Genomic DNA, 18842 nt, shown 5'->3' on the forward strand with positions numbered 1-18842 from the left:
TTGCAAGCGATATGGATAGGGGAGCGCGAGTTTGACCTGGAGCAGTACCTGATCGGGCAGGCGCTGTAGTTCGGCGGGCATTCGCCTAAGCGCCCACCGGACCGGCAGGGTCTGGTGGGTCATTTCCCTGCGTGTTCCTCAACGACCAGCGGGTTGCGCCAGGTATCGGCCCAGGCGAAGTGGTAGACGTCGTTGGGGGCACTGGCCTGGCACTGACCGTTGTCGGCATCTGCACCGACGACATACCATTTGGCCCGCGAGGTTTCACCCAGCTTGCGTGCCTTGTCGACGTTGAAGCACTGGCCCAGTTCGGTGGCTGGAACCAGGGCGAAGGCGGTGGGGTGCTGGCGCAGCCAGTAGACCGCTGCATCCACTTTGGATTGGCCGGTGAAGCCGAAGTGCACGATGGGTTGCCGGGCAAATAGCCAATGCCCCTCGCGCCAGTTGACCAGCACCAGTTCGGCACCGGCAGTGGCCTGTGCGGCGTCGCTCATCAGCGTCTCATGCGGGTTGCGGCCCTCCTTCACGGGTTCGACGAAACCACGCGCGAACCACAGGGCGAACCATACCAGGGCTGCTGTGGTGAATGCCTTGTGCCAGCCCGGCCGACGCTGCCACCAGCGCTTGAGCAGCCACGGCACCAGCGGCGCCATGGCCAGAATCAGGCCTGGCAGCGCCGGGAAAATATACAGCTTGCGCTTGCCGGTGCTCAGGCTGAAGAACAGCAGCACCAATGCCACCCAGCCTAGCAGCAGCAGGAAGCGGCCATCGTGCTTTTGCAGTTGCCGGCGCCAGGCCGGTACCAGCCAGGGCAGGGCCAGGATCAGAGGCAGCCAGTACTTGGGGATGACCTTGACGAAGAAGTACCAGAACGGCTCGCGATGGTCCCAGGCATTGGCGTAGCGGCTGGCGGTCTGACGCAGCAGGATTTCCTTCAGGTAGGCCAGCTCTGCCGCGCCGCCGCCATGGGCGATCGACACCAGCAGCGGCAGCAGCCATACGGCGCAACCGGCGAGTAACCACAGTAGCCCCAGGCTCCAGCGCCATCCCTGGCCGGGCATGGCGACTACGCCGCGCCAGCGATGGCGCACCGCCCAGGCATAAGGCAGCAATATCAGCGCCGGAACAAAACCCACCCCCTTGCTGATAATGCCCAGGCCCATGGATGCGCAAGCCAGGTAGAACCAGCCCCAGGCGGGCCCCAGTAGCAGGTGGCGCAGCATGCCGTAGAGGCCCAGCGCAACCCAAAGGCACAGGAAACTGTCGATCTGCCCGGTGCGCAGGATGCTGTAGGTCTGGTAGGTGGCCAGGAACAACAAGGCCGCGATCACGCCGGTGCGCCGGTTCCACAGGCGCCGCCCGAGGTCATGCAGCACCCAGGTGATGGTCGCCGCCGACAGCAGCCCGGGCAGGTACAGGGCAACGTTGGGCGCGCCGGTCAGGTAGCTGAACAGCGCCACGGTCCACATGAACAACGGTGGCTTGTCGCCATAGATCTCTGCTGCACGGTGTGGGATGAACCAGTTGCCGCTCTGCAGCATTTCCAGGGCCACGCCGAGAAAGCGTTCTTCATCGACATTCATCGGCTGACGCCAGCCGATTCCCGCGCCCACCAGCAACACGGCGAGGGCGATCAGGGCCAGGCGTTCGGCCCCGATTGTCTTGAACTTAGGCAAAGGGCTATTCCTTCAGTTGCTGGTGGCGGGCAATCAGTTGCAGGTTGCGCAGGTAGACCAGAAAGCCGAAGCTTTGGCCGATAATGAAGACCGGGTCCTGGCGGTAGATGGCGTAAGTCAGCAGTAGCGCGCTGCCGAGCATGCTCAGGTACCAGAAGCCTACCGGGATCACGCTGCGGCGCTTGAGTTCGCTGTACAGCCACTGCAGCACGAAGCGCCCGGTGAAAACGGCCTGACCCGCGAAGCCGATGATCAACCAGAGGGTTTCGCGGGTCATCCTTCAAGCTCCTGCGGGCGGCTGTGCAGGCGGGTGCGGCGGATTAGCCACCACACCCCGAACAAGTCGAGGATGCCGACCAGGGCGCGGTCCAGGTTGCCATACTTGGAGACACCGGCGTGGCGTGGCCGGTGGTTGACCGGGTGCACCAGCATGCGGCCGTTGTGGCGCAGGATCAGTGCCGGAATGTAGCGGTGCATATGGTCGAAGTAGGGCAGGTGCAGGAAGGCTGCCCGCTCGATCAGCTTCAGCCCGCAGCCGGTGTCGGGCGTGGCATCCTTGAGCAGGCGGCTGCGCAGGCCGTTGGCTACGCGCGAGGCCCAGCGCTTGCTGGCGCTGTCACGCCGGTTGACCCGGTGCCCGGCCACCAGCTTGACGCCGCCGGCCAGGTTCTGGTTGGCGCGCACCAGGGCTAGCATGCCGGGGATGTCTGCCGGGTCGTTCTGGCCATCGCCATCCAAGGTCGCCAGCCAGTGGCCGCGGGCCGCCTGGGCGGCATGCCACAGCGAGGTGCTCTGGCCCAGCGAATGGTCGTGACGCAGGATGCGCAATTGCCTGTAGCCCTGGCTTTTCAGGTGTTGCAGTACGCTCAGGGTGCCGTCGCTGCTGCCGTCGTCGACCACCAGCACTTCGTAGTGTTCGGCCGTGAGTGCAGTGCGTATCTCCATCAGCAGTGATGGCAGGTTGTCAACCTCGTTCTTGGCGGGGATCAGTACCGAGAGGTCAAGTGGATCGCTCATGAGGCTACCTGTGATCGTGTTGTGATTGCGTGGATCAAACCCGGTAGAAATCCCGGTACCAGCCAACGAAGGCGTTGACGCCATGTTCCAGCGATGTGCCTGGGGAGAAGTCGATCCAGCGTGCCAGTGAGCTGACCTCGGCCCAGGTTTCCAGCACGTCCCCCGCTTGCAGCGGCAGGTAGTCGCGTTGGGCCTTGATACCCAAGGCGTCCTCCAGGCATTCGACAAAATGCAGCAGCCTTACCGGCTGACCGCGGCCAATATTGAACAGTTGGCAGGGTGGTTTCCCCTCGGCTGGCCGGGGCGGTTTCAGGCGCAGGCGCACGATGCTTTCGACGATGTCGTCGATGTAGGTGAAGTCGCGGCCCATCAGGCCGTTGTTGTAAAGCGCTATCGGCCGGCCCTCGAGCATGGCGCGGGTGAATTTGAACAGCGCCATGTCGGGGCGGCCCCAGGGGCCGTAGACCGTGAAAAAGCGCAGGCCGGTGGTCGGCAGGCGGTACAGGTGGGCGTAGCTGTGCGCCATCAGTTCATTGGCGCGCTTGCTGGCGGCATAGAGCGACACGGGCTGGTCGACCGGGTCGTCGATGCTGAACGGCAGCTTGGCATTGGCTCCGTACACGGAGCTGCTTGAGGCGTAGATCAAGTGGCGTGGTGGCTGCGCTCTGCAGGCCTCGAGAACATTGAGGAAACCAACCAGGTTGGCCTGGCCGTAGGCACCCGGGTTGTCCAGTGAATAGCGCACGCCGGCCTGGGCCGCCAGGTGGATCACCTCGCTGAACGCCTGCCTGGCGAACAGCGGTTGCAAATCGGCAGGGTTGGCGATGTCGAGGGCATGGAAGTGGAAGCTGGAAAAACCGAACAACGCCTGCAGGCGCGCCCGCTTGAGCTCGACGCTGTAGTAGGCATTAAGGTTGTCGATACCGACCACTTCGATGCCGGCCTCGCACAGGCGCCGCGCCACGTGGTAGCCAATGAAACCTGCCACACCGGTAATCAGTACGGGCATACTGGCTGCACCTGGCCACGGCCGATCCCGTAATAAGTCAGGCCGGCGGCGGCCATGTGCTCGGGCTCGAACAGGTTGCGCCCGTCGAACACCACCCGGTCGGTCAACTGCTGCGGCACCTTGTCCAGATTGAGTACGCGGTAGTCCTGCCACTCGGTGACGATCACCAAGGCATCTGCGCCCTTTAATGCATCGTCCTTGCAGGGCACCAGTTGCAAGTCGGCACGCGGGCCGTAGTGGCGCCGGATTTCTTCCATGGCCTGAGGGTCGTGAGCCTGCACCCGCGCGCCCGCGGCCCACAGTGCTTCCAGCAGGACCCGGCTGGAGGCTTCGCGGATATCATTGGTATTGGGCTTGAACGACAACCCCCACAGGGCAAATACCTTGCCCCGCAGGCCGCCGGGGTAGTGGCGCTGGATCTTGCTGAACAGCCGTCCCTTCTGCTGCTCGTTGACCGACGCTACTGCGCGCAGCAACTGTGTCTCGAAGCCTTCCGACTCGGCACTGTGGCGCAGGGCTTGCAGGTCTTTGGGGAAGCACGAGCCGCCAAAACCGCAGCCGGCGTAGATGAAGTCATAACCGATGCGCGGGTCCGAGCCGATGCCACGGCGCACCATTTCGATGTCGGCCCCCAGGTGCTCGGCCAGGTTGGCGATTTCGTTGATGAAGGAAATCTTGGTGGCCAGCATGCAGTTGGCCGCGTACTTGGTCAGCTCGGCGCTGCGCGCATCCATGACCATAAGCTTCTCGCGGTTGCGGCTGAACGGCAGGTAAAGCTCGCGTAGCAACTCCACTTCGGCCGCATCTGCGCCGCCGATGATGATGCGCTCGGGGCGCATGCAGTCATCCACCGCTGAGCCTTCCTTGAGAAACTCCGGGTTGCTGATCACCTGGAAGCGGCTGGTATCGGCCACGGCCTGGGCGATGCGTGCCTTGATGCGGTGTACCGTACCCACCGGCACGGTGGACTTGTTGACGATTACTTTGGGCCCGTCAGCGTGTTCGAGGATGCTGTCGACCACGGCGAAAACGTGTTTCAGGTCGGCGCTACCATCGGCTTGCGGCGGAGTACCGACGGCAATGAACTGCAACCTGGCATAGTTGGCAGCGACTGCGGCATCCGTGGTGAAGCGCAGCCGACCGCAGGCGAGGTTCTTCTCCAGCAGCGGCGCAAGGCCGGGCTCGAAGATCGGGCAATGGCCTTCACTCAGGCTGGCCACCCGATCGGCATCGACATCCATGCACAACACCGAATGGCCCACCTGGGCCAGGCACACCGCCTGGGTCAGGCCGACATAGCCGGTTCCGAAAACCGTGACCTTCATTTGACAGCTCCTTGATAGGAAAGCTGAAAAAAAATGTCACATCCTTGTTTAGGAATTGTTACCTGAAGGATGTTTTCGTGGGCCATGAGGCCTTTATTCCACTTCGCCCAGGCAGAGCATCTAAACTTAATGACAGCTCGCGTTAGCGCGTTGTACCGCGAACGAAAACCCTTGAACCGACCACCGCCTTCCCGGAGCGGATGTCCCTCGTTGGCGATGGCCTTCTTGCAGAGGAGGGCAGGTCATGGACGAGGCAAGGCTTCACGATTTCATGGGCAAGCTGGTGGGCGACATGGGCGCGGCGGCGACGCTGGCCAATGTCATTCTCGGCGATGAACTGGGGCTGTACCGGGCCATGGCCGACAGCCAGGCGGTCACCCCTGAGCAACTGGCGGAAAAGACCGGCTGCCACCCGCGGCTGGTGCGAGAATGGTTGAATGCCCAGGCGGCATCGGGCTACATGGTCCATGACAAGGGCCGTTTTGTGCTGCCTGAAGAACAGGCCATGGCCCTGGCGCTGGAGGATTCTCCGGCCTACATGGCCGGCGGCGCGTCCGTGGTGGCGGCGCTGTTCCATGACAAGGACAAGCTGGTAGCCGCCATGCGCGGCGATGGCGGGTTGGCCTGGGGCGATCACCACCCGTGCATGTTCAGCGGTACCGAGCGGTTTTTCCGGCCGGGGTATCGCACCTTCCTGGTAGCGGATTGGCTGCCGGCACTGGAGGGTGTGGTGGCCAAGCTGCAGGCGGGCGCCAAGGTGGCGGATGTGGGGTGCGGTCATGGTGCCTCGACGCTGGTGATGGCGCAGGCGTTTCCAGCGTCGACCTTCGTGGGGTACGACTATCATCAGCCTTCGATCGTCACCGCCAACGCGCGTGCGCGTGAAGCGGGGTTGGAGTCGCGGGTGAGCTTCCAGCAGGCCAGCGCCAAGGAGTACCCGGGGCATGACCATGACCTGGTGTGCTTCTTCGATTGCCTGCACGACATGGGTGACCCGGTCGGGGCAGCCAGGCATGCCTACCATGCTTTGAAAGCGGATGGCACGGTCATGCTGGTGGAGCCTTATGCCGAGGACTCGCTGGAGGGTAACCTGACACCGGTCGGGCGCTTGTTCTATGCGGCGTCGACGTTTATCTGCACGCCCAATTCGTTGTCGCAGGAAGTGGGGCTGGGGTTGGGTGCGCAGGCCGGGGAGGCGCGGTTGCGGGCGGTCTTCGAGGAGGCAGGGTTCAGCAGGTTCCGGCGGGCGACGCAGACGCCGTTCAACCTGATTCTGGAGGCCCGCAAGTAGAGCGTGATCCTGCACCGGCCTCTTCGCGGGCTCGCCCACACAGGTTACGTGCTTGTTTCAGGCCTGTGGAGCGCCTGGGCTGCCCGCGAAGTGGCTGGGCCTGGAAAGCAGAAGGGGCGCCATGTGGCGCCCCTTCTGTTTGTTGCTTAGGCTTCAGCGTCCCAAGGACGATCGCCTTTTTCATCTTTGACGCGGGTCGGCAGGCCCATCACGTCCAGCGCCTTGAGGAACGGCTCGGCTGGCAGCTCCTCGACGTTGACCATGCGCTTGGCATCCCACTCGCCACGGGCTACCAGCAGGGCGGCAGCCACTGGCGGTACGCCGGCGGTGTAGGAAATGCCCTGGCTGTCGGTCTCGGCGTAGGCTTCTTCGTGGTCGGCCACGTTGTAGATGAACACTTCGCGCGGCTGGCCATCCTTGGTGCCTTTGACCAGGTCGCCGATGCAGGTCTTGCCGGTGTAGCCAGGGGCCAGCGAGGCCGGGTCTGGCAGTACAGCCTTGACTACTTTCAGCGGTACCACTTCCAGGCCTTCGGCGGTTTTCACCGGTTGCTCGCTGAGCAGGCCCAGGTTTTTCAGTACCGTGAACACGTTGATGTAGTGCTCGCCGAAGCTCATCCAGAAGCGCACGTTCGGGACGTTGAGGTTCTTCGAAATCGAGTGAACTTCATCGTGGCCGGTCAGGTACAGGTTTTGCGAGCCTACCACTGGCAGGTCGTCGGTACGCTTGACCTCGAACATGGTGTTGCTGGTCCACTGGCTGTTCTGCCAGCTCCACACTTGTCCGGTGAACTCGCGGAAGTTGATTTCCGGGTCGAAGTTGGTGGCAAAGTACTTGCCATGTGAACCGGCATTGACGTCGAGAATATCGATCGAATCAATGCTGTCGAAATACTGTTGCTGCGCCAGCTTGGCGTAGCTGTTCACCACACCCGGGTCGAAACCGACGCCGAGAATGGCGGTAATGTTCTTTGCCTGGCACTCTTCGAGGTGTTTCCACTCGTAGTTGCCGTACCACGGTGGGGTCTCGCAGATCTTGCCCGGCTCTTCGTGGATGGCGGTGTCCAGATAGGCGACACCCGTATCGATGCAAGCACGCAGCACCGACATGTTGAGGAAGGCGGAACCCACATTGATCACGATCTGCGATTCGGTTTCGCGGATCAGCGCCTTGGTTGCCTCGACATCGAGGGCATTGAGCGAGAAGGCCTGGATGTCGGCGGGTACCTTGAGGCTACCCTTGGCCTTGACGCTGTCGATGATGGCCTGGCATTTGGAGATGTTCCGTGACGCGATGGCGATACGACCCAGTTCGTCGTTATGCTGCGCGCACTTGTGGGCCACCACCTTGGCGACACCTCCTGCACCAATGATAAGAACGTTCTTCTTCAATTTACCCTTTGCTCCTTACTTGAAAGCCGGTCTTACGACAGGCTGGAAACGTAGTCTTCGAAACCGAACTCGCGGACGACTTCGACGCTGCCGTCGAGCTGCTTGACCACGATGGAAGGCATCTTCAGCCCGTTGAACCAGTTTTTCTTGACCATGGTGTAACCCGCCGTGTCGATGAACGACAGGCGATCGCCAATGGCCAGCGGACGGTCGAATTGGTACTCGCCGAAGATGTCACCGGCCAGGCATGACTTGCCGCAGACCATGTAGGTATGCTCGCCGTCATTGGGGGCCATCTTGGCGTTGAGGCGGTAGATCAGCAGGTCGAGCAGGTGCGCTTCGATCGAGCTGTCGACCACGGCCAGGTGCTTGCCGTTGTACAGGGTATCGAGCACGGTCACTTCCAGCGAGGCGCTGTTGGTGATGGCGGCTTCGCCCGGCTCCAGGTAAACCTGCACGCCGTATTTTTCCGAGAACGCCTTCAGGCGCGCGCAGAAGGCGTCTACTGCATAGTCTTCACCGGTGAAGTGAATGCCGCCACCCAGGCTGACCCACTCGACCTTGTGCAGCAGGTGGCCGAATCGCTCTTCGATGTGCGTGAGCATCTTGTCGAACAGGCCGAAGTCACCGTTCTCGCAATTGTTGTGGAACATGAAACCGGAGATCTGTTCGATCACCTGCTCGATCTTGGCCGGGTCCCATTCGCCCAGGCGGCTGAACGGGCGGGCCGGGTCGGCCAGCAGGTAGTCGGAGCTGCTGACCTGCGGGTTGACGCGCAGACCACGCACCTTGCCTTCGGACTGTTCGGCAAAGCGTTGCAGCTGGCCGATCGAGTTGAAGATGATCTTGTCGCAGTTCTCAAGCATCTCCTCGACCTCGTCGTCGGCCCAGGCCACGCTATAGGCATGGGTTTCGCCGGCGAACTTCTGGCGGCCGAGCTTGAGCTCGAACAGGGAGGACGAGGTGGTACCGTCCATGTACTGCTGCATCAGGTCGAACACCGACCAGGTGGCGAAGCACTTGAGGGCGAGCAGCGCCTTGGCACCGGAGTGTTCGCGCACGTAGGCGATCTTCTCCATGTTGCTGAGCAGCTTGGTTTTATCGATGAGGTAATACGGCGTCTTGATCATTTAAAGGCCCCCGGCCAGGCCGGCCAAAAAAAGGACACGCATTGTGCCTTCACTTGCCGCAGACCGAAAGGGCGGGATACGCATTTCGTCAGGGTTGACGCTATTGCGAGGGCTTTTTCGGTTGCGGCGAGCCTAGTAGATCAGGTGCATGTGACTGTCGTGATCACCCCCGACAGATGGCAGCTTCAGTCTGCCTGCTGCAGCCAGGCCTGGATCTGCTCCAGTGTTGCGGTAGCGCCGCCACAGACCACCACCAGTACATTGCGCAAGGCGCCCAGTGCCTTGGCATCATAGGCCACTGCCAACGCCGCCCCGCACGCGGGCTCGACCAGCACACGGTGGTCCAGCAAGAACCGCTCACAGGCCTCCAGCGCTGCGCGATCGCTGACCAGATGGCTGTGCACCGGATGCTGCTGCACGCACGTCAGCGCCTGATCAGCCACACGCTTGGCCCCCAGCGACGTGGCCACCGAGGCGATGCGCTCCAGCTCCACCGAATGCCCAGCCTGCATGGCCGCATGCAGCGACGCCGCGCCCTCGGTTTCTACTGCCAGCACCGGCACATCGCCCCAGCCATTGCGCTTGAGCCCCTCTACCACGCCACTGAGCAAGCCGCCCCCGCCGACTGACAACACCACCGCGTCCGGCTTCAGGCCGGCTTCGGCCACTTCATCCACCAGGCTGGCATGCCCGGCCCACAGCAGTGGGTCGTCGAATGGGTGGATGAAGGCATCGTTCGGGCCTACCAGTGTCTGTGCCAGGGCGTTGGCCTCTTGCCAGGAACTGCCGTGCACCACCACCTTGGCGTCTTCCAGGTGCAGCAGCTGCTTGGCCCGTTCGGTGGTGGTTTCGGGTACCACCACGGTCACCGGCACCCCCAGCTTGCGTCCGGCGTAGGCGACTGCCAAACCGGCATTGCCACCTGACGAGGACACAAAGTGCTGGGCGCCACGCGCGTGGTGTACCTCGCAGGCGTAGCCTACACCGCGCAGTTTGAACGAACCGCAGGGTTGCAGGGCGTCGAGCTTGAGCCAGATATTACGACCGGCCGCCAACGACAGCGGGCGCGACTCGATCAGGGGGGTATGAATGTGCAAGGTCATTGGCTGGCTCCGCGTAGTTGCTCGAGGTAGTTGTAAATGGTGTAGCGCGTCACGCCTAGAGCGCTGGCAGCCTTCTCGACGCCGCCCTTGACGATGAACAGGCCGCGCTCCTGCATGACGCGCACGGCCTCGACCTTGGCCTGTTTGTTCATCCGCCCCTGGCCGCTGCGCTGCAGGGCAGCCTGGATGATCTCGCTCATCAGCAGCTCCATGTCGGCCGGTTCGTTGACCGCCGGTATGGCCCCCAGCGGCTGCAACTGCTGGAGAAAGCTCATGGCAGCATCCAGGCCGGTGACGTCGGTGTTGACGCACAGGCTGGCGAAGGGGTGGCCGCTGCTGTCACGGAAGATTGCCGTGGCACTCCGTAGCGTGCGGCCTTTGAGCGTAGTGGGGTAATCGGGCAGCACCACCGGCTCACAGCCGTGCTGGTCGGCCGAGGCCTGCATCAGTGCCTTGAAACCCTGGTCCTGCTCCGGTGCGGCGAGGATCGGGCTGCCCACGCTGCGGCCGGAAAGATGACCGTTGACGATCGCCACCACCGAGTGTTCGGGGTGGTCAAGGTCGTGCAGGAGTATTTCCATGTTGCGCGCGGCAACGCTGCCCAGGGCCTGGATCGCGGCCTTGAGCACGGTGAGGGTGAGTTGGCGTTCTTCGCTGGGGGTGATAGGCATGGCAGACCGCAAAATCAACTGTTTGTGTATTTTTACACATATGGTTGAAATTCGCGATCTGCTTTTGCGGGCCCTGTAAGACTCAGCCGAGCGCCGGCGTGCGCGGCGGAATCATCCGGCGCGAGCCGGTGGCCTCGAACGCGGCAGCAAAACTCAGCAGCGCGTTGTCGCTATAGGCCTTCCCGGCAAAGGTCAGCCCCACCGGCATACCGATATCGGCCATCACGCCCATCGGCACGGTCACGGTCGGCACGCCCAGGTGACGGATTGCCAGGTTGCCGTTGGCTACCCAGACACCGTTGCTCCAGGCGATGTCCGCCGATACCGGGTTGATATCGGCATCGGCCGGGCCAACGTCGGCTACGGTGGGGAACAGCACCGCGTCCAGGCCCAGCTCGTCCATCCAGTCTTCCAGGTCCAGCTTGCGGGTCTGCTCCAGCCCGCGCAGGCCGTCGGGCAGGGTCTCGATCTGGTCCCAGGTCTTCAGGCCACGTTTGGCCATGTTGACGTACTCGTCCATGCCGGCAGCCAGGTCATCTTCACGGTTGGGCAGGGTGCCCGGGTCGTGGGGGAAGATCTTCAGCCCGTCGACATCGGCCAGGCGGTTAAGCTTGGGGTCATCGTTGGCGCGCAGGAAGTCGTCAAAGGCCCAGCCCGACAGTTCCCACAGTTCGTCATGCAGGAATGCCTTGCTGACGATGCCACGGTTGTACACGGTCGGCGCGCCTGGGCGGTCGCCTTCGCAGTTGGACACCAACGGGAAGTCCACTTCCAGCACTTCGGCACCCGCCGCTTCCAGGGCCTGGCGTGCTTGTTGCCACAGGTCGATCACCGTGGCGCGGGTGTTGATGCGTTGGCCGGTCGGCCCGCCGATGCCTGGTTTCTCGGCGGTGCCCGCTTCGGGATCGGCATTTATATACATGCGTGGTACGCCAAAGCGCTTGCCCTTGAGCGCGCTGGCATCTACCGCCAGTTCAAGGTACGAAGCCGGACGTACCGTCGAGGCAGCGGGGATTGGCACCCACGGCTGCAGGCGCCACAGGTCGCCGCGCTTGTCGGCGTCATCGGCGACCACCACGTCGAGGATTTCCAGCAGGTCGGCCATGGTGCGGGCGTAGGGCACCACCACGTCCATGGTCGGCGTCAGCGGCCAGTTGCCACGCACCGAAATCACCCCGCGCGACGGGGTGTAGGCGCACAGGCCGTTATTGGACGCCGGGCCACGGCCGCTGGACCAGGTTTCTTCGGCCAGGCCAAAGGCGCTGAAGCTGGCGGCGGTGGCGGTACCGGCACCGTTGGACGAGCCCGAGGCGAAGGGCGCGGTCAGGTAGTTGGCGTTGTACGGGCTTTCGGCGCGGCCATAGACACCGCGCTGCATGCCACCGTTAGCCATGGGCGGCATGTTGGTCTTGCCCAGGCACACGGCACCGGCGGCGCGCAGGCGCTCGATGGTGAAGGCGTCGCGCTGGGCGACCAGGTCCTTGAAGGCAGGGCTGCCGGAGGCGGCAGTCAAGCCTTTGACCAGGTAGCTGTCCTTGGCGGTGTAGGGGATGCCGTCCAGCGGGCTAAGCACCTGGCCCTTGGCACGACGGGCATCGGAGGCCTCGGCCTCTTTGAGCGCCTCCGGGTTGCGTACCACCACGGCGTTAAGGGCTGTGGCCGTGTCGGCGCCATCGTAGGCGTCGATGCGCGCCAGGTAGGCCTTGACCAGCTCGACCGCTGTCGTGCGGCCCGACTCGAGCGCGTCGCGCAGCTCGGCAATGGAAACCTCGGTTACCTCGATCATGCGTTCACCAAAAAATGTGCAGGTGGGGGCTAATGCGAGGAGTGTACAAGAAGGGCTTGGCGGACGCAGGTTTGCGCAGGGGCAAATGGTTTTATGCAGGGGGGCATTGTCGGGGGCATTCACAGGCATTCCCCGGCCCATTGTGGGGGCGGCCTTTTGTTGTCAAAGGGCCGCTCCCACACGGTCTGCGTCAACCTTCCAGGTCGGCGGCGCTATGGCGCTCCGGCACCTGGCTGTGTTCATCTCCCCAGGTACGGTTCACGCGTGTACCGCGCTGCACAGCAGGGCGCTGGGCGATGTCCTCGGCCCAGCGCTGTACGTTCGGGTACTCGTCAACCGCCAGGAACTGCGCCGCGTCATACAGGTTGCCGCGTACCAGCTGGCCATACCACGGCCACACGGCAATATCAGCAATACTGTATGCCTCGCCGCCCAGATAACGGCTTTCGGCCAAGCGACGATCAAGTACGTCCAGCTGACGCTTGGCTTCCATGGTGAAGCGGTTGATGGCGTACTCGAACTTTTCCGGTGCGTACACGTAGAAGTGGCCAAAACCACCGCCCAGGTAAGGCGCCGCACCCATCTGCCAGAACAACCAGTTCAGGCATTCGGTGCGCGCAGCCGGCGATTTTGGCAGCAATGCTCCAAACTTTTCTGCCAGGTACAGCAGGATCGAACCTGATTCGAACACCCGCACCGGCGGCTCCACGCTGCGGTCGAGCAGGGCGGGAATCTTCGAGTTGGGGTTGACCTGGACGAAGCCACTGGAAAACTGATCACCCTCGCCGATGCGGATCAGCCAGGCATCGTATTCGGCACCGGCGTGGCCCAGGGCAAGCAGCTCTTCAAGGGCAATGGTGACCTTGACGCCGTTGGGCGTAGCCAGGGAATACAGCTGCAGCGGGTGTTTGCCCAGCGGCAGGTCCTTGTCGTGAGTCGGGCCGGCGACCGGGCGGTTGATGCTGGCGAACTGGCCGCCGGAGGCTGCGTCGTTGCGCCAGACTTTGGGTGGCACGTAGGCAGGCTTGCTCATGCATGAATCTCCTTCAAAGGCGCGAAAACGGTCACGTGAAAACGTTGACCTGCATCTATGCCATGGGTTCGACGCAATGCGCAAATGCACAGGGTGCAGGCGCAGCTTGCATGACGGCGGTTTCATCCAGTTTTCATCCGGCACAACGCCAGCCGGTTTTATGCTGGGTTATCCCTTCGTCCTGCAAGGAACCGCTGGCCGATGACCCTTGCACGCTGCGTGTTGGCGCTGGTCCTGCTCGGCGGCCTGTTGGCCCGCGCCGAGGCCGCGCCGTGGGTTGCCGGCCTGCACCTTATGACCTTGACCGACCCGGTCGATAGCCGCCCGATGCAAGCGCTGGCGTTCTACCCGGCCGTTGGCAAAACCCGTATCAGCCGTATAGACGGGTATCCCGTCGACGTGGCCGAAGAGGCGCCCGTCGCCATGGGGCGATTCCCGTTGCTGGTGCTGTCTCACGGCAATACGGGCAGCCCATTGGCTTTGCATTACCTGGCCACGTCGCTGGCGCGGCAAGGGTTCGTGGTGGTGGCGGTGGTGCACCCGGGGGACAACGTGCGCGACCACAGTCGCCTTGGCACCCTGAGCAATCTTTATGGGCGGCCGCTGCAAGTCAGCGCGGCGATCACCGCAGCGCGTGATGATGCAGTGGTCGGGCCTTATCTGAATGAAGGCAAGGTGGGCGTGATTGGCTACTCGGCCGGCGGAGAAACCGCGTTGATCCTGTCTGGCGCACGCCCCGACCTGGACCGTCTGCGTCAGTACTGCCTGGAGCGCCCGCATGACACAGACGCCTGCAAGACCCACGGCATCCTGATTGCCGACCGTAGCGAACTGGCGCCCGAGACCGACCCGCGAGTGGGGGCGGTCATGTTGATGGCGCCGCTGAGCCTGTTGTTCGGGCGCCATGCGCTGGCCGGGGTGCAGGTTCCCGCACTGATCTACAGTGGCGACAGCGATCAGCTTGTGGCCGTAGACCGTAATGCCGAGGCCCTGGCCCGCAAACTGCCGGTTACACCGGACTACCGCCTGTTGGCCGGTGCCGGGCATTTCGTGTTCATGGCCCACTGCGATGCCGAGCAGTACGCGCGAATGCCGGCGCTGTGCAAGGACGCCGACGGCGTCGACCGCCGGCATATCCATCATTCGCTGCAGCGAGAAACGGCAGTGTTCTTCAGCCAGGCGCTGGGCGCGCCAGCGCCGGCTGAGCGTTCAGCTACGGCGGGCGCGCCGCGCCAGCCACAACGTTAGGCCGACCCCGGCCAAGGCGAGCAGGGCCGCCACGCAGAAGATCGAGGCATACCCCAGGTGTACCGCCACGGCGCCCATCACCGGGCCGGCAATGGCCAAGGCCATGTCGAAGAACACAGCATAGGCACCCAGCCCTGCGCCGCGGCTGCTGCTGGGGACGTGCTTGATCGCCTCCACGCCCAATGCCGGGTACACCAGCGACAGCCCGAAACCGGTGAGCCCGGCGCCAACCAGCGCCCAGGGCGGCGAGGGCGCCAGCCACAGAAGGCCCAGGCCCAGCACTTCGGTGGCCATGCAGGCGACCGCCACGTTGTAGCCACCAAAGCGGTTGACCGCGTTGACGAACAGCAGCCGCGAAATGATGAAGCACACACCAAACGCACTCAGGCACCAGGCCGCACCGGCCCAGCCGCGCTCGAGGTAGTACAGGGTGACGAAGGTGGTCAAGGTGCCGTAGCCGATCGAGGCCAGGGTCAAACCCAGGCCACACGGGGCAACCCGGCCGAACGCCGACCAGAAGGGCAGGCGCTCGCCGCGTACCACGACCACGTCGGGGCGCTTGCGAAGCACCAGCAGGGCAAGGGTTGCCAGCACCAGCAAAGCCGGCCCCAGCACGCTGAAGTCCAGCCCGTCCACGGCCAGCACGCCGATCGGCGCACCGATGGCGATCGCGCCATAGGAGGCGATGCCGTTCCACGAGATCACCCTGGCAGTGTGTTCGGGGCCGACCTGGCTGATGCCCCAGCTCAAGGTGGCAACGCCGATCAGCCCTTGGGCGATGCCCAGCAGCAAGCGTCCACCGAGCAGCAGTGCCAGGCTCAGCAGCGGCAAGGTGAGGGTCCAGGCTGACAGCAACGTCAACACCCCGCAACCGGCAATCCCCAGCAGGCCAAAGCGGATGGCCTGTTTCCCTCCCAAGGTGTCCGCCACCCTGCCTGCAAACGGGCGGCTCAGCAGCGTGGCCAAGTACTGCAGGCCAATGGTTACACCGGCGATCACTGCGCCAAAGCCGAGCTGGTCGTGCACATAGCTGGGCAGCACCGCAATCGGCAGGCCGATGCAGAGGAAGGCAATGAAGGTATAGAAAACGATCGACAAGATCTGCAGGGTGATGTGCAGCGTGTGACTGGCGGGGGCAGGTTGTTGCGCGGTCATGGGCTCTTTCGCGGGCGGGCGGTTGGGCGTGGTCCCATCATGGCCGTTGCGCAAAGGAAAAGAAAGCAGGCTAACGAATTATTCGTCGGGCAGTGTCAGTCGGTGGGAGGGGGGCTTCGCGGGCAAGCCCGCGAAGAGGCCCAGCCACACAAGGTGGCCAGGCCTTGGCCTTCAATCAGACCAGCACACCCTGGCTGCGCAGGTAGTCATCGTAAGTACCGCTGAAGTCCACCACACCATCGGCCGACAGCTCGATGATGCGCGTGGCCAGCGACGACACGAACTCGCGGTCGTGGCTGACGAACAGCAGGGTGCCCGGGTAGTTTTCCAGCGCCAGGTTCAGCGCTTCGATCGATTCCATGTCCAGGTGGTTGGTCGGCTCGTCCATCACCAGCACGTTCGGCTTCTGCAAAATCAGCTTGCCGAACAGCATGCGACCTTGTTCACCACCGGAAATCACCTTCACCGACTTGAGGATTTCGTCGTTGGAGAACAGCATGCGCCCCAGGGTGCCGCGGATCACCTGCTCGCCAGAGGTCCACTGGCCCATCCAGTCGAACAGGCTCATGTCGTCTTCGAAGTCGTGGGCGTGGTCCTGGGCGTAGTAGCCCACTTCGGCGCTGTCGGTCCACTTCACCGAGCCCGCATCCGGGGTCATCTCGCCGACCAGGGTGCGCAGCAGGGTGGTCTTGCCAATACCGTTGGGGCCGATGATCGCAACGCGCTCGCCCGCTTCGACGGTGATGTCGAAGTTCTTGAACAGCACCTTGTCGTCGAAGGCTTTGGCCATTTTCTCGACGACCACGGCCTGGCGGTGCAGTTTTTTCGTCTGTTCGAAGCGAATGAACGGGCTGACGCGGCTGGACGGCTTGACCTCGGCCAGCTGGATCTTGTCGATCTGCTTGGCACGAGAAGTGGCCTGCTTGGCTTTGGAGGCGTTGGCCGAGAAGCGGCTGACAAAGGTCTGCAGCTCGGCGATCTGGGCTTTCTTCTTGGCATTGTCCGACAGCAGCTGCTCACGCGACTGGGTGGCTGCGGTCATGTACTCGTCATAGTTGCCCGGGAACAGGCGCAGCTCACCGTAATCCAGGTCAGCCATGTGGGTGCAGACGCTGTTGAGGAAGTGCCGGTCGTGGGAAATGATGATCATGGTGCTGTTACGCGCCGTGAGGATCGTTTCCAGCCAGCGGATGGTGTTGATGTCCAGGTGGTTGGTCGGTTCGTCGAGCAGCAGCACGTCCGGGTCCGAGAACAGCGCCTGGGCCAGGAGGACACGCAGCTTCCAGCCCGGTGCCACTTCGCTCATCGGGCCGAAGTGCTGGTCCAGCGGAATACCCAGGCCCAGCAGCAGTTCACCGGCGCGCGACTCGGCGGTGTAGCCGTCCATTTCGGCGAATTCGGTTTCCAGCTCGGCGACGGCCATGCCGTCTTCTTCGGTCATTTCCGGCAGCGAGTAGATACGGTCACGCTCGGCTTTGACTTTCCACAGCTGGCCGTGGCCCATGATCACCGTGTCGATCACGGTGAATTCCTCGTAGGCGAACTGGTCCTGGCGCAGCTTGCCCAGGCGGGTGTTCGGCTCAAGCATGACCTGGCCTGCGGACGGCTCCAGGTCACCGCCGAGGATTTTCATGAAGGTCGACTTGCCGCAACCGTTGGCGCCGATCAGGCCGTAGCGGTTGCCGTTGTTGAATTTGACGGAAACGTTTTCGAACAGCGGCTTGGAGCCGAACTGCATGGTGATGTTAGCGGTAGAAATCAAGTGCTTGTCCTGCGGGGGTTCCAGAGGTGTATTTAGGCCCTGTGGTCAGTCTTGGGCCAATGTTGGACCAATTCGACTCGGGGCGTCAGCTTCTCCAGCTCCCTCCAGTCCGAGGAGGAGCTGATCCATTTCGCGTAGGTAGAGAGCAACATCTCGACGCTGTGGCCAAGCTGGCTCGCGATGAACGCGGGGTTCATCCCAGGCATCAGGCATAGGGTGGCGTAGGTGTGGCGGGTGTCGTACTGACGGCGTTCACGGATGTTCAGCGCCTTCAGCGCCGATTTGAAGGGGCGGATTGTAACACTTGGCTCGTTGATCCACAGCCCACCTTTGCTAGGTTGGAACACGAAGGGGCTAGTCGGGTGGGCCGACTTGGACGCCATGCGGCGAAGGGTAGCGATTGGCTGGGCATGGTTGAAGGCGTTCAATGCGCGCTCGTTTAACAGGACCACCCGATGATGCTTGGTTTTCGTCTGGTCAGGTTTTCGCTTTGGATTGATCGCGGTCGGTCGTGATTATCAGCTTTCGCCCTTTATCGGCCTCTAGTGAAAGAGTGTCCCCCCCTTCTATTGATAGCGTCGATTAGAAGCCATTGTTAAACAACGGATGCAGTTGTATTCAGAACATCTAGTCCTGATGCTTGATAACAGCACTGCATCTGATAGGGAAGTTGACTGAGTTGGCAATAAAACATTCGTGGTGAGCATCGTCATGCAGGCGTCTTGCAAGATCCAGATCAGACTGGCTGCTGATAATGACCTGAGGCCTTAACTCAGCGTCTTTGAAATGGCCCTTGCGCTGGCCATCCCCTTCAAGCATCCGGCCCACCGGGTAGTCGACATATTCCAGGACGTTCACGTTGTTGACTGCGCACAGATGAAGATACCAAAGCTTGTGGCAGGCCGAGATCGAGGCCAGCAACATGTCTTCAGGGTTCCAGCGTTCAGGGTTCCCGCGAAAGGCGGGGTCGGCAGAGCCAAGGATAGGTGCCTTGCCTGGAGCCTCCACGTTGAAGTCTCTCTGGTACGCCGTATAACTGGCAGTACCTTCACCCGTGTTACCTATCCAATTTACCGTGACAGCGTAATGGTGTTCTTTCATGGTCACTCCTGTGTCGAAAGACGGCCAGAAAACCTTGCCCATCGCTTGGGCACGGTTATCTTGCTCTCGATTGAGGGCTCTCCACCAGCATCTCGTGTTTGCAGCGACGCATGAGCCATCCGAGCACATGCAATGAACCGATGG

17 protein-coding genes are annotated in these 18842 nt (G+C 62.7%); 2 read left to right on the forward strand and 15 right to left on the reverse strand.

Features of this window, described 5'->3' with window-relative positions:
* Positions 1–119: 119 nt before the first annotated feature.
* From AA098_RS12710 to AA098_RS12730, 5 genes are read right to left on the reverse strand one after another with little or no spacing between them, the layout of a single operon-like run.
* The gene (locus AA098_RS12710; RefSeq protein WP_003248108.1) at positions 120–1676 is read right to left on the reverse strand and encodes a glycosyltransferase family 39 protein; all 1557 of its coding nucleotides are present in this window, start codon (positions 1674–1676) and stop codon (positions 120–122) included.
* Between the two features lie 4 nt (positions 1677–1680).
* Positions 1681–1953, reverse strand: coding sequence for a lipid-A-disaccharide synthase N-terminal domain-containing protein (locus AA098_RS12715; protein ID WP_003248111.1), 273 nt, complete (start codon positions 1951–1953; stop codon positions 1681–1683).
* On the reverse strand, positions 1950–2693 hold the full coding sequence (locus AA098_RS12720; protein ID WP_060537923.1) for a glycosyltransferase family 2 protein: 744 nt from the start codon (positions 2691–2693) through the stop codon (positions 1950–1952). The genes AA098_RS12715 and AA098_RS12720 overlap by 4 nt, the downstream gene beginning before the upstream one ends.
* A 34-nt stretch (positions 2694–2727) precedes the next feature.
* Complete coding sequence (locus AA098_RS12725; RefSeq protein ID WP_060537925.1) at positions 2728–3702, reverse strand: NAD-dependent epimerase/dehydratase family protein; 975 nt, start codon at positions 3700–3702, stop codon at positions 2728–2730.
* Positions 3690–5027 carry a UDP-glucose/GDP-mannose dehydrogenase family protein gene (locus AA098_RS12730; protein WP_054888999.1) on the reverse strand — a complete coding sequence of 446 codons (1338 nt, stop codon included), beginning with the start codon at positions 5025–5027 and terminating at the stop codon, positions 3690–3692. Before AA098_RS12730 ends, AA098_RS12725 begins: the two co-directional genes overlap by 13 nt.
* A gap of 244 nt (positions 5028–5271) precedes the next feature.
* On the opposite strand from AA098_RS12730, the gene AA098_RS12735 reads away from it, so the two are divergent.
* A complete protein-coding gene (locus AA098_RS12735; RefSeq protein WP_003248119.1) occupies positions 5272–6318 on the forward strand; it encodes a class I SAM-dependent methyltransferase in 1047 nt (348 codons plus the stop codon).
* 146 nt (positions 6319–6464) lie between these two features.
* Here AA098_RS12735 and AA098_RS12740 read toward each other — a convergent pair whose 3' ends face one another.
* The 6 genes from AA098_RS12740 to yghU form a co-directional block, all read right to left on the reverse strand.
* On the reverse strand, positions 6465–7709 hold the full coding sequence (locus AA098_RS12740; protein ID WP_003248123.1) for a saccharopine dehydrogenase family protein: 1245 nt from the start codon (positions 7707–7709) through the stop codon (positions 6465–6467).
* A gap of 32 nt (positions 7710–7741) precedes the next feature.
* Positions 7742–8839, reverse strand: coding sequence for a carboxynorspermidine decarboxylase (nspC, locus tag AA098_RS12745; protein ID WP_003248125.1), 1098 nt, complete (start codon positions 8837–8839; stop codon positions 7742–7744).
* Between the two features lie 185 nt (positions 8840–9024).
* A complete protein-coding gene (locus AA098_RS12750) occupies positions 9025–9942 on the reverse strand; it encodes a pyridoxal-phosphate dependent enzyme (RefSeq protein WP_054889000.1) in 918 nt (305 codons plus the stop codon).
* Complete coding sequence (locus AA098_RS12755) at positions 9939–10613, reverse strand: transcriptional regulator (RefSeq protein ID WP_003248128.1); 675 nt, start codon at positions 10611–10613, stop codon at positions 9939–9941. The genes AA098_RS12750 and AA098_RS12755 overlap by 4 nt, the downstream gene beginning before the upstream one ends.
* A gap of 82 nt (positions 10614–10695) precedes the next feature.
* The gene (locus tag AA098_RS12760; protein ID WP_003248130.1) at positions 10696–12399 is read right to left on the reverse strand and encodes an amidase; all 1704 of its coding nucleotides are present in this window, start codon (positions 12397–12399) and stop codon (positions 10696–10698) included.
* A 190-nt stretch (positions 12400–12589) separates the two neighbouring features.
* Complete coding sequence (gene yghU / locus AA098_RS12765) at positions 12590–13432, reverse strand: glutathione-dependent disulfide-bond oxidoreductase (protein WP_054888802.1); 843 nt, start codon at positions 13430–13432, stop codon at positions 12590–12592.
* A 201-nt stretch (positions 13433–13633) separates the two neighbouring features.
* On the opposite strand from yghU, the gene AA098_RS12770 reads away from it, so the two are divergent.
* Positions 13634–14680, forward strand: a complete 1047-nt coding sequence (locus tag AA098_RS12770; RefSeq protein ID WP_003248136.1) for a dienelactone hydrolase — start codon at positions 13634–13636, stop codon at positions 14678–14680.
* Here AA098_RS12770 and AA098_RS12775 read toward each other — a convergent pair.
* The 4 genes from AA098_RS12775 to AA098_RS12790 all read right to left on the reverse strand — a co-directional run bounded on the left by AA098_RS12775 (position 14642) and on the right by AA098_RS12790 (position 18698).
* Complete coding sequence (locus tag AA098_RS12775; RefSeq protein WP_004576697.1) at positions 14642–15835, reverse strand: MFS transporter; 1194 nt, start codon at positions 15833–15835, stop codon at positions 14642–14644. The genes AA098_RS12770 and AA098_RS12775 overlap by 39 nt on opposite strands.
* Before the next feature lie 175 nt (positions 15836–16010).
* Positions 16011–17597, reverse strand: a complete 1587-nt coding sequence (locus AA098_RS12780; RefSeq protein ID WP_003248141.1) for an ABC-F family ATPase — start codon at positions 17595–17597, stop codon at positions 16011–16013.
* A 32-nt stretch (positions 17598–17629) separates the two neighbouring features.
* Complete coding sequence (locus tag AA098_RS12785; RefSeq protein WP_003248143.1) at positions 17630–18049, reverse strand: hypothetical protein; 420 nt, start codon at positions 18047–18049, stop codon at positions 17630–17632.
* Between the two features lie 175 nt (positions 18050–18224).
* Positions 18225–18698 (reverse strand): OsmC family protein, encoded by a 474-nt coding sequence (locus tag AA098_RS12790; RefSeq protein WP_003248145.1) that lies wholly within the window; start codon positions 18696–18698, stop codon positions 18225–18227.
* Between the last annotated feature and the right edge of the window lie 144 nt (positions 18699–18842).

The organism is Pseudomonas sp. JY-Q (assembly GCF_001655295.1).
Taxonomy (GTDB): Bacteria; Pseudomonadota; Gammaproteobacteria; order Pseudomonadales; family Pseudomonadaceae; genus Aquipseudomonas; species Aquipseudomonas alloputida.

What these genes read in the sequence shown, in the direction of transcription:
- AA098_RS12715 (WP_003248111.1), bottom strand. Translation starts at nt 1,953, where the DNA reads ATGACCCGCGAAACCCTCTGGTTGATCATCGGCTTCGCGGGTCAGGCC.
- AA098_RS12720 (WP_060537923.1), bottom strand. Translation starts at nt 2,693, where the DNA reads ATGAGCGATCCACTTGACCTCTCGGTACTGATCCCCGCCAAGAACGAG.
- AA098_RS12725 (WP_060537925.1), bottom strand. Translation starts at nt 3,702, where the DNA reads ATGCCCGTACTGATTACCGGTGTGGCAGGTTTCATTGGCTACCACGTG.
- AA098_RS12730 (WP_054888999.1), bottom strand. Translation starts at nt 5,027, where the DNA reads ATGAAGGTCACGGTTTTCGGAACCGGCTATGTCGGCCTGACCCAGGCG.
- AA098_RS12735 (WP_003248119.1), top strand. Translation starts at nt 5,272, where the DNA reads ATGGACGAGGCAAGGCTTCACGATTTCATGGGCAAGCTGGTGGGCGAC.
- nspC (WP_003248125.1), bottom strand. Translation starts at nt 8,839, where the DNA reads ATGATCAAGACGCCGTATTACCTCATCGATAAAACCAAGCTGCTCAGC.
- AA098_RS12750 (WP_054889000.1), bottom strand. Translation starts at nt 9,942, where the DNA reads ATGACCTTGCACATTCATACCCCCCTGATCGAGTCGCGCCCGCTGTCG.
- AA098_RS12755 (WP_003248128.1), bottom strand. Translation starts at nt 10,613, where the DNA reads ATGCCTATCACCCCCAGCGAAGAACGCCAACTCACCCTCACCGTGCTC.
- AA098_RS12760 (WP_003248130.1), bottom strand. Translation starts at nt 12,399, where the DNA reads ATGATCGAGGTAACCGAGGTTTCCATTGCCGAGCTGCGCGACGCGCTC.
- yghU (WP_054888802.1), bottom strand. Translation starts at nt 13,432, where the DNA reads ATGAGCAAGCCTGCCTACGTGCCACCCAAAGTCTGGCGCAACGACGCA.
- AA098_RS12770 (WP_003248136.1), top strand. Translation starts at nt 13,634, where the DNA reads ATGACCCTTGCACGCTGCGTGTTGGCGCTGGTCCTGCTCGGCGGCCTG.
- AA098_RS12775 (WP_004576697.1), bottom strand. Translation starts at nt 15,835, where the DNA reads ATGACCGCGCAACAACCTGCCCCCGCCAGTCACACGCTGCACATCACC.
- AA098_RS12790 (WP_003248145.1), bottom strand. Translation starts at nt 18,698, where the DNA reads ATGAAAGAACACCATTACGCTGTCACGGTAAATTGGATAGGTAACACG.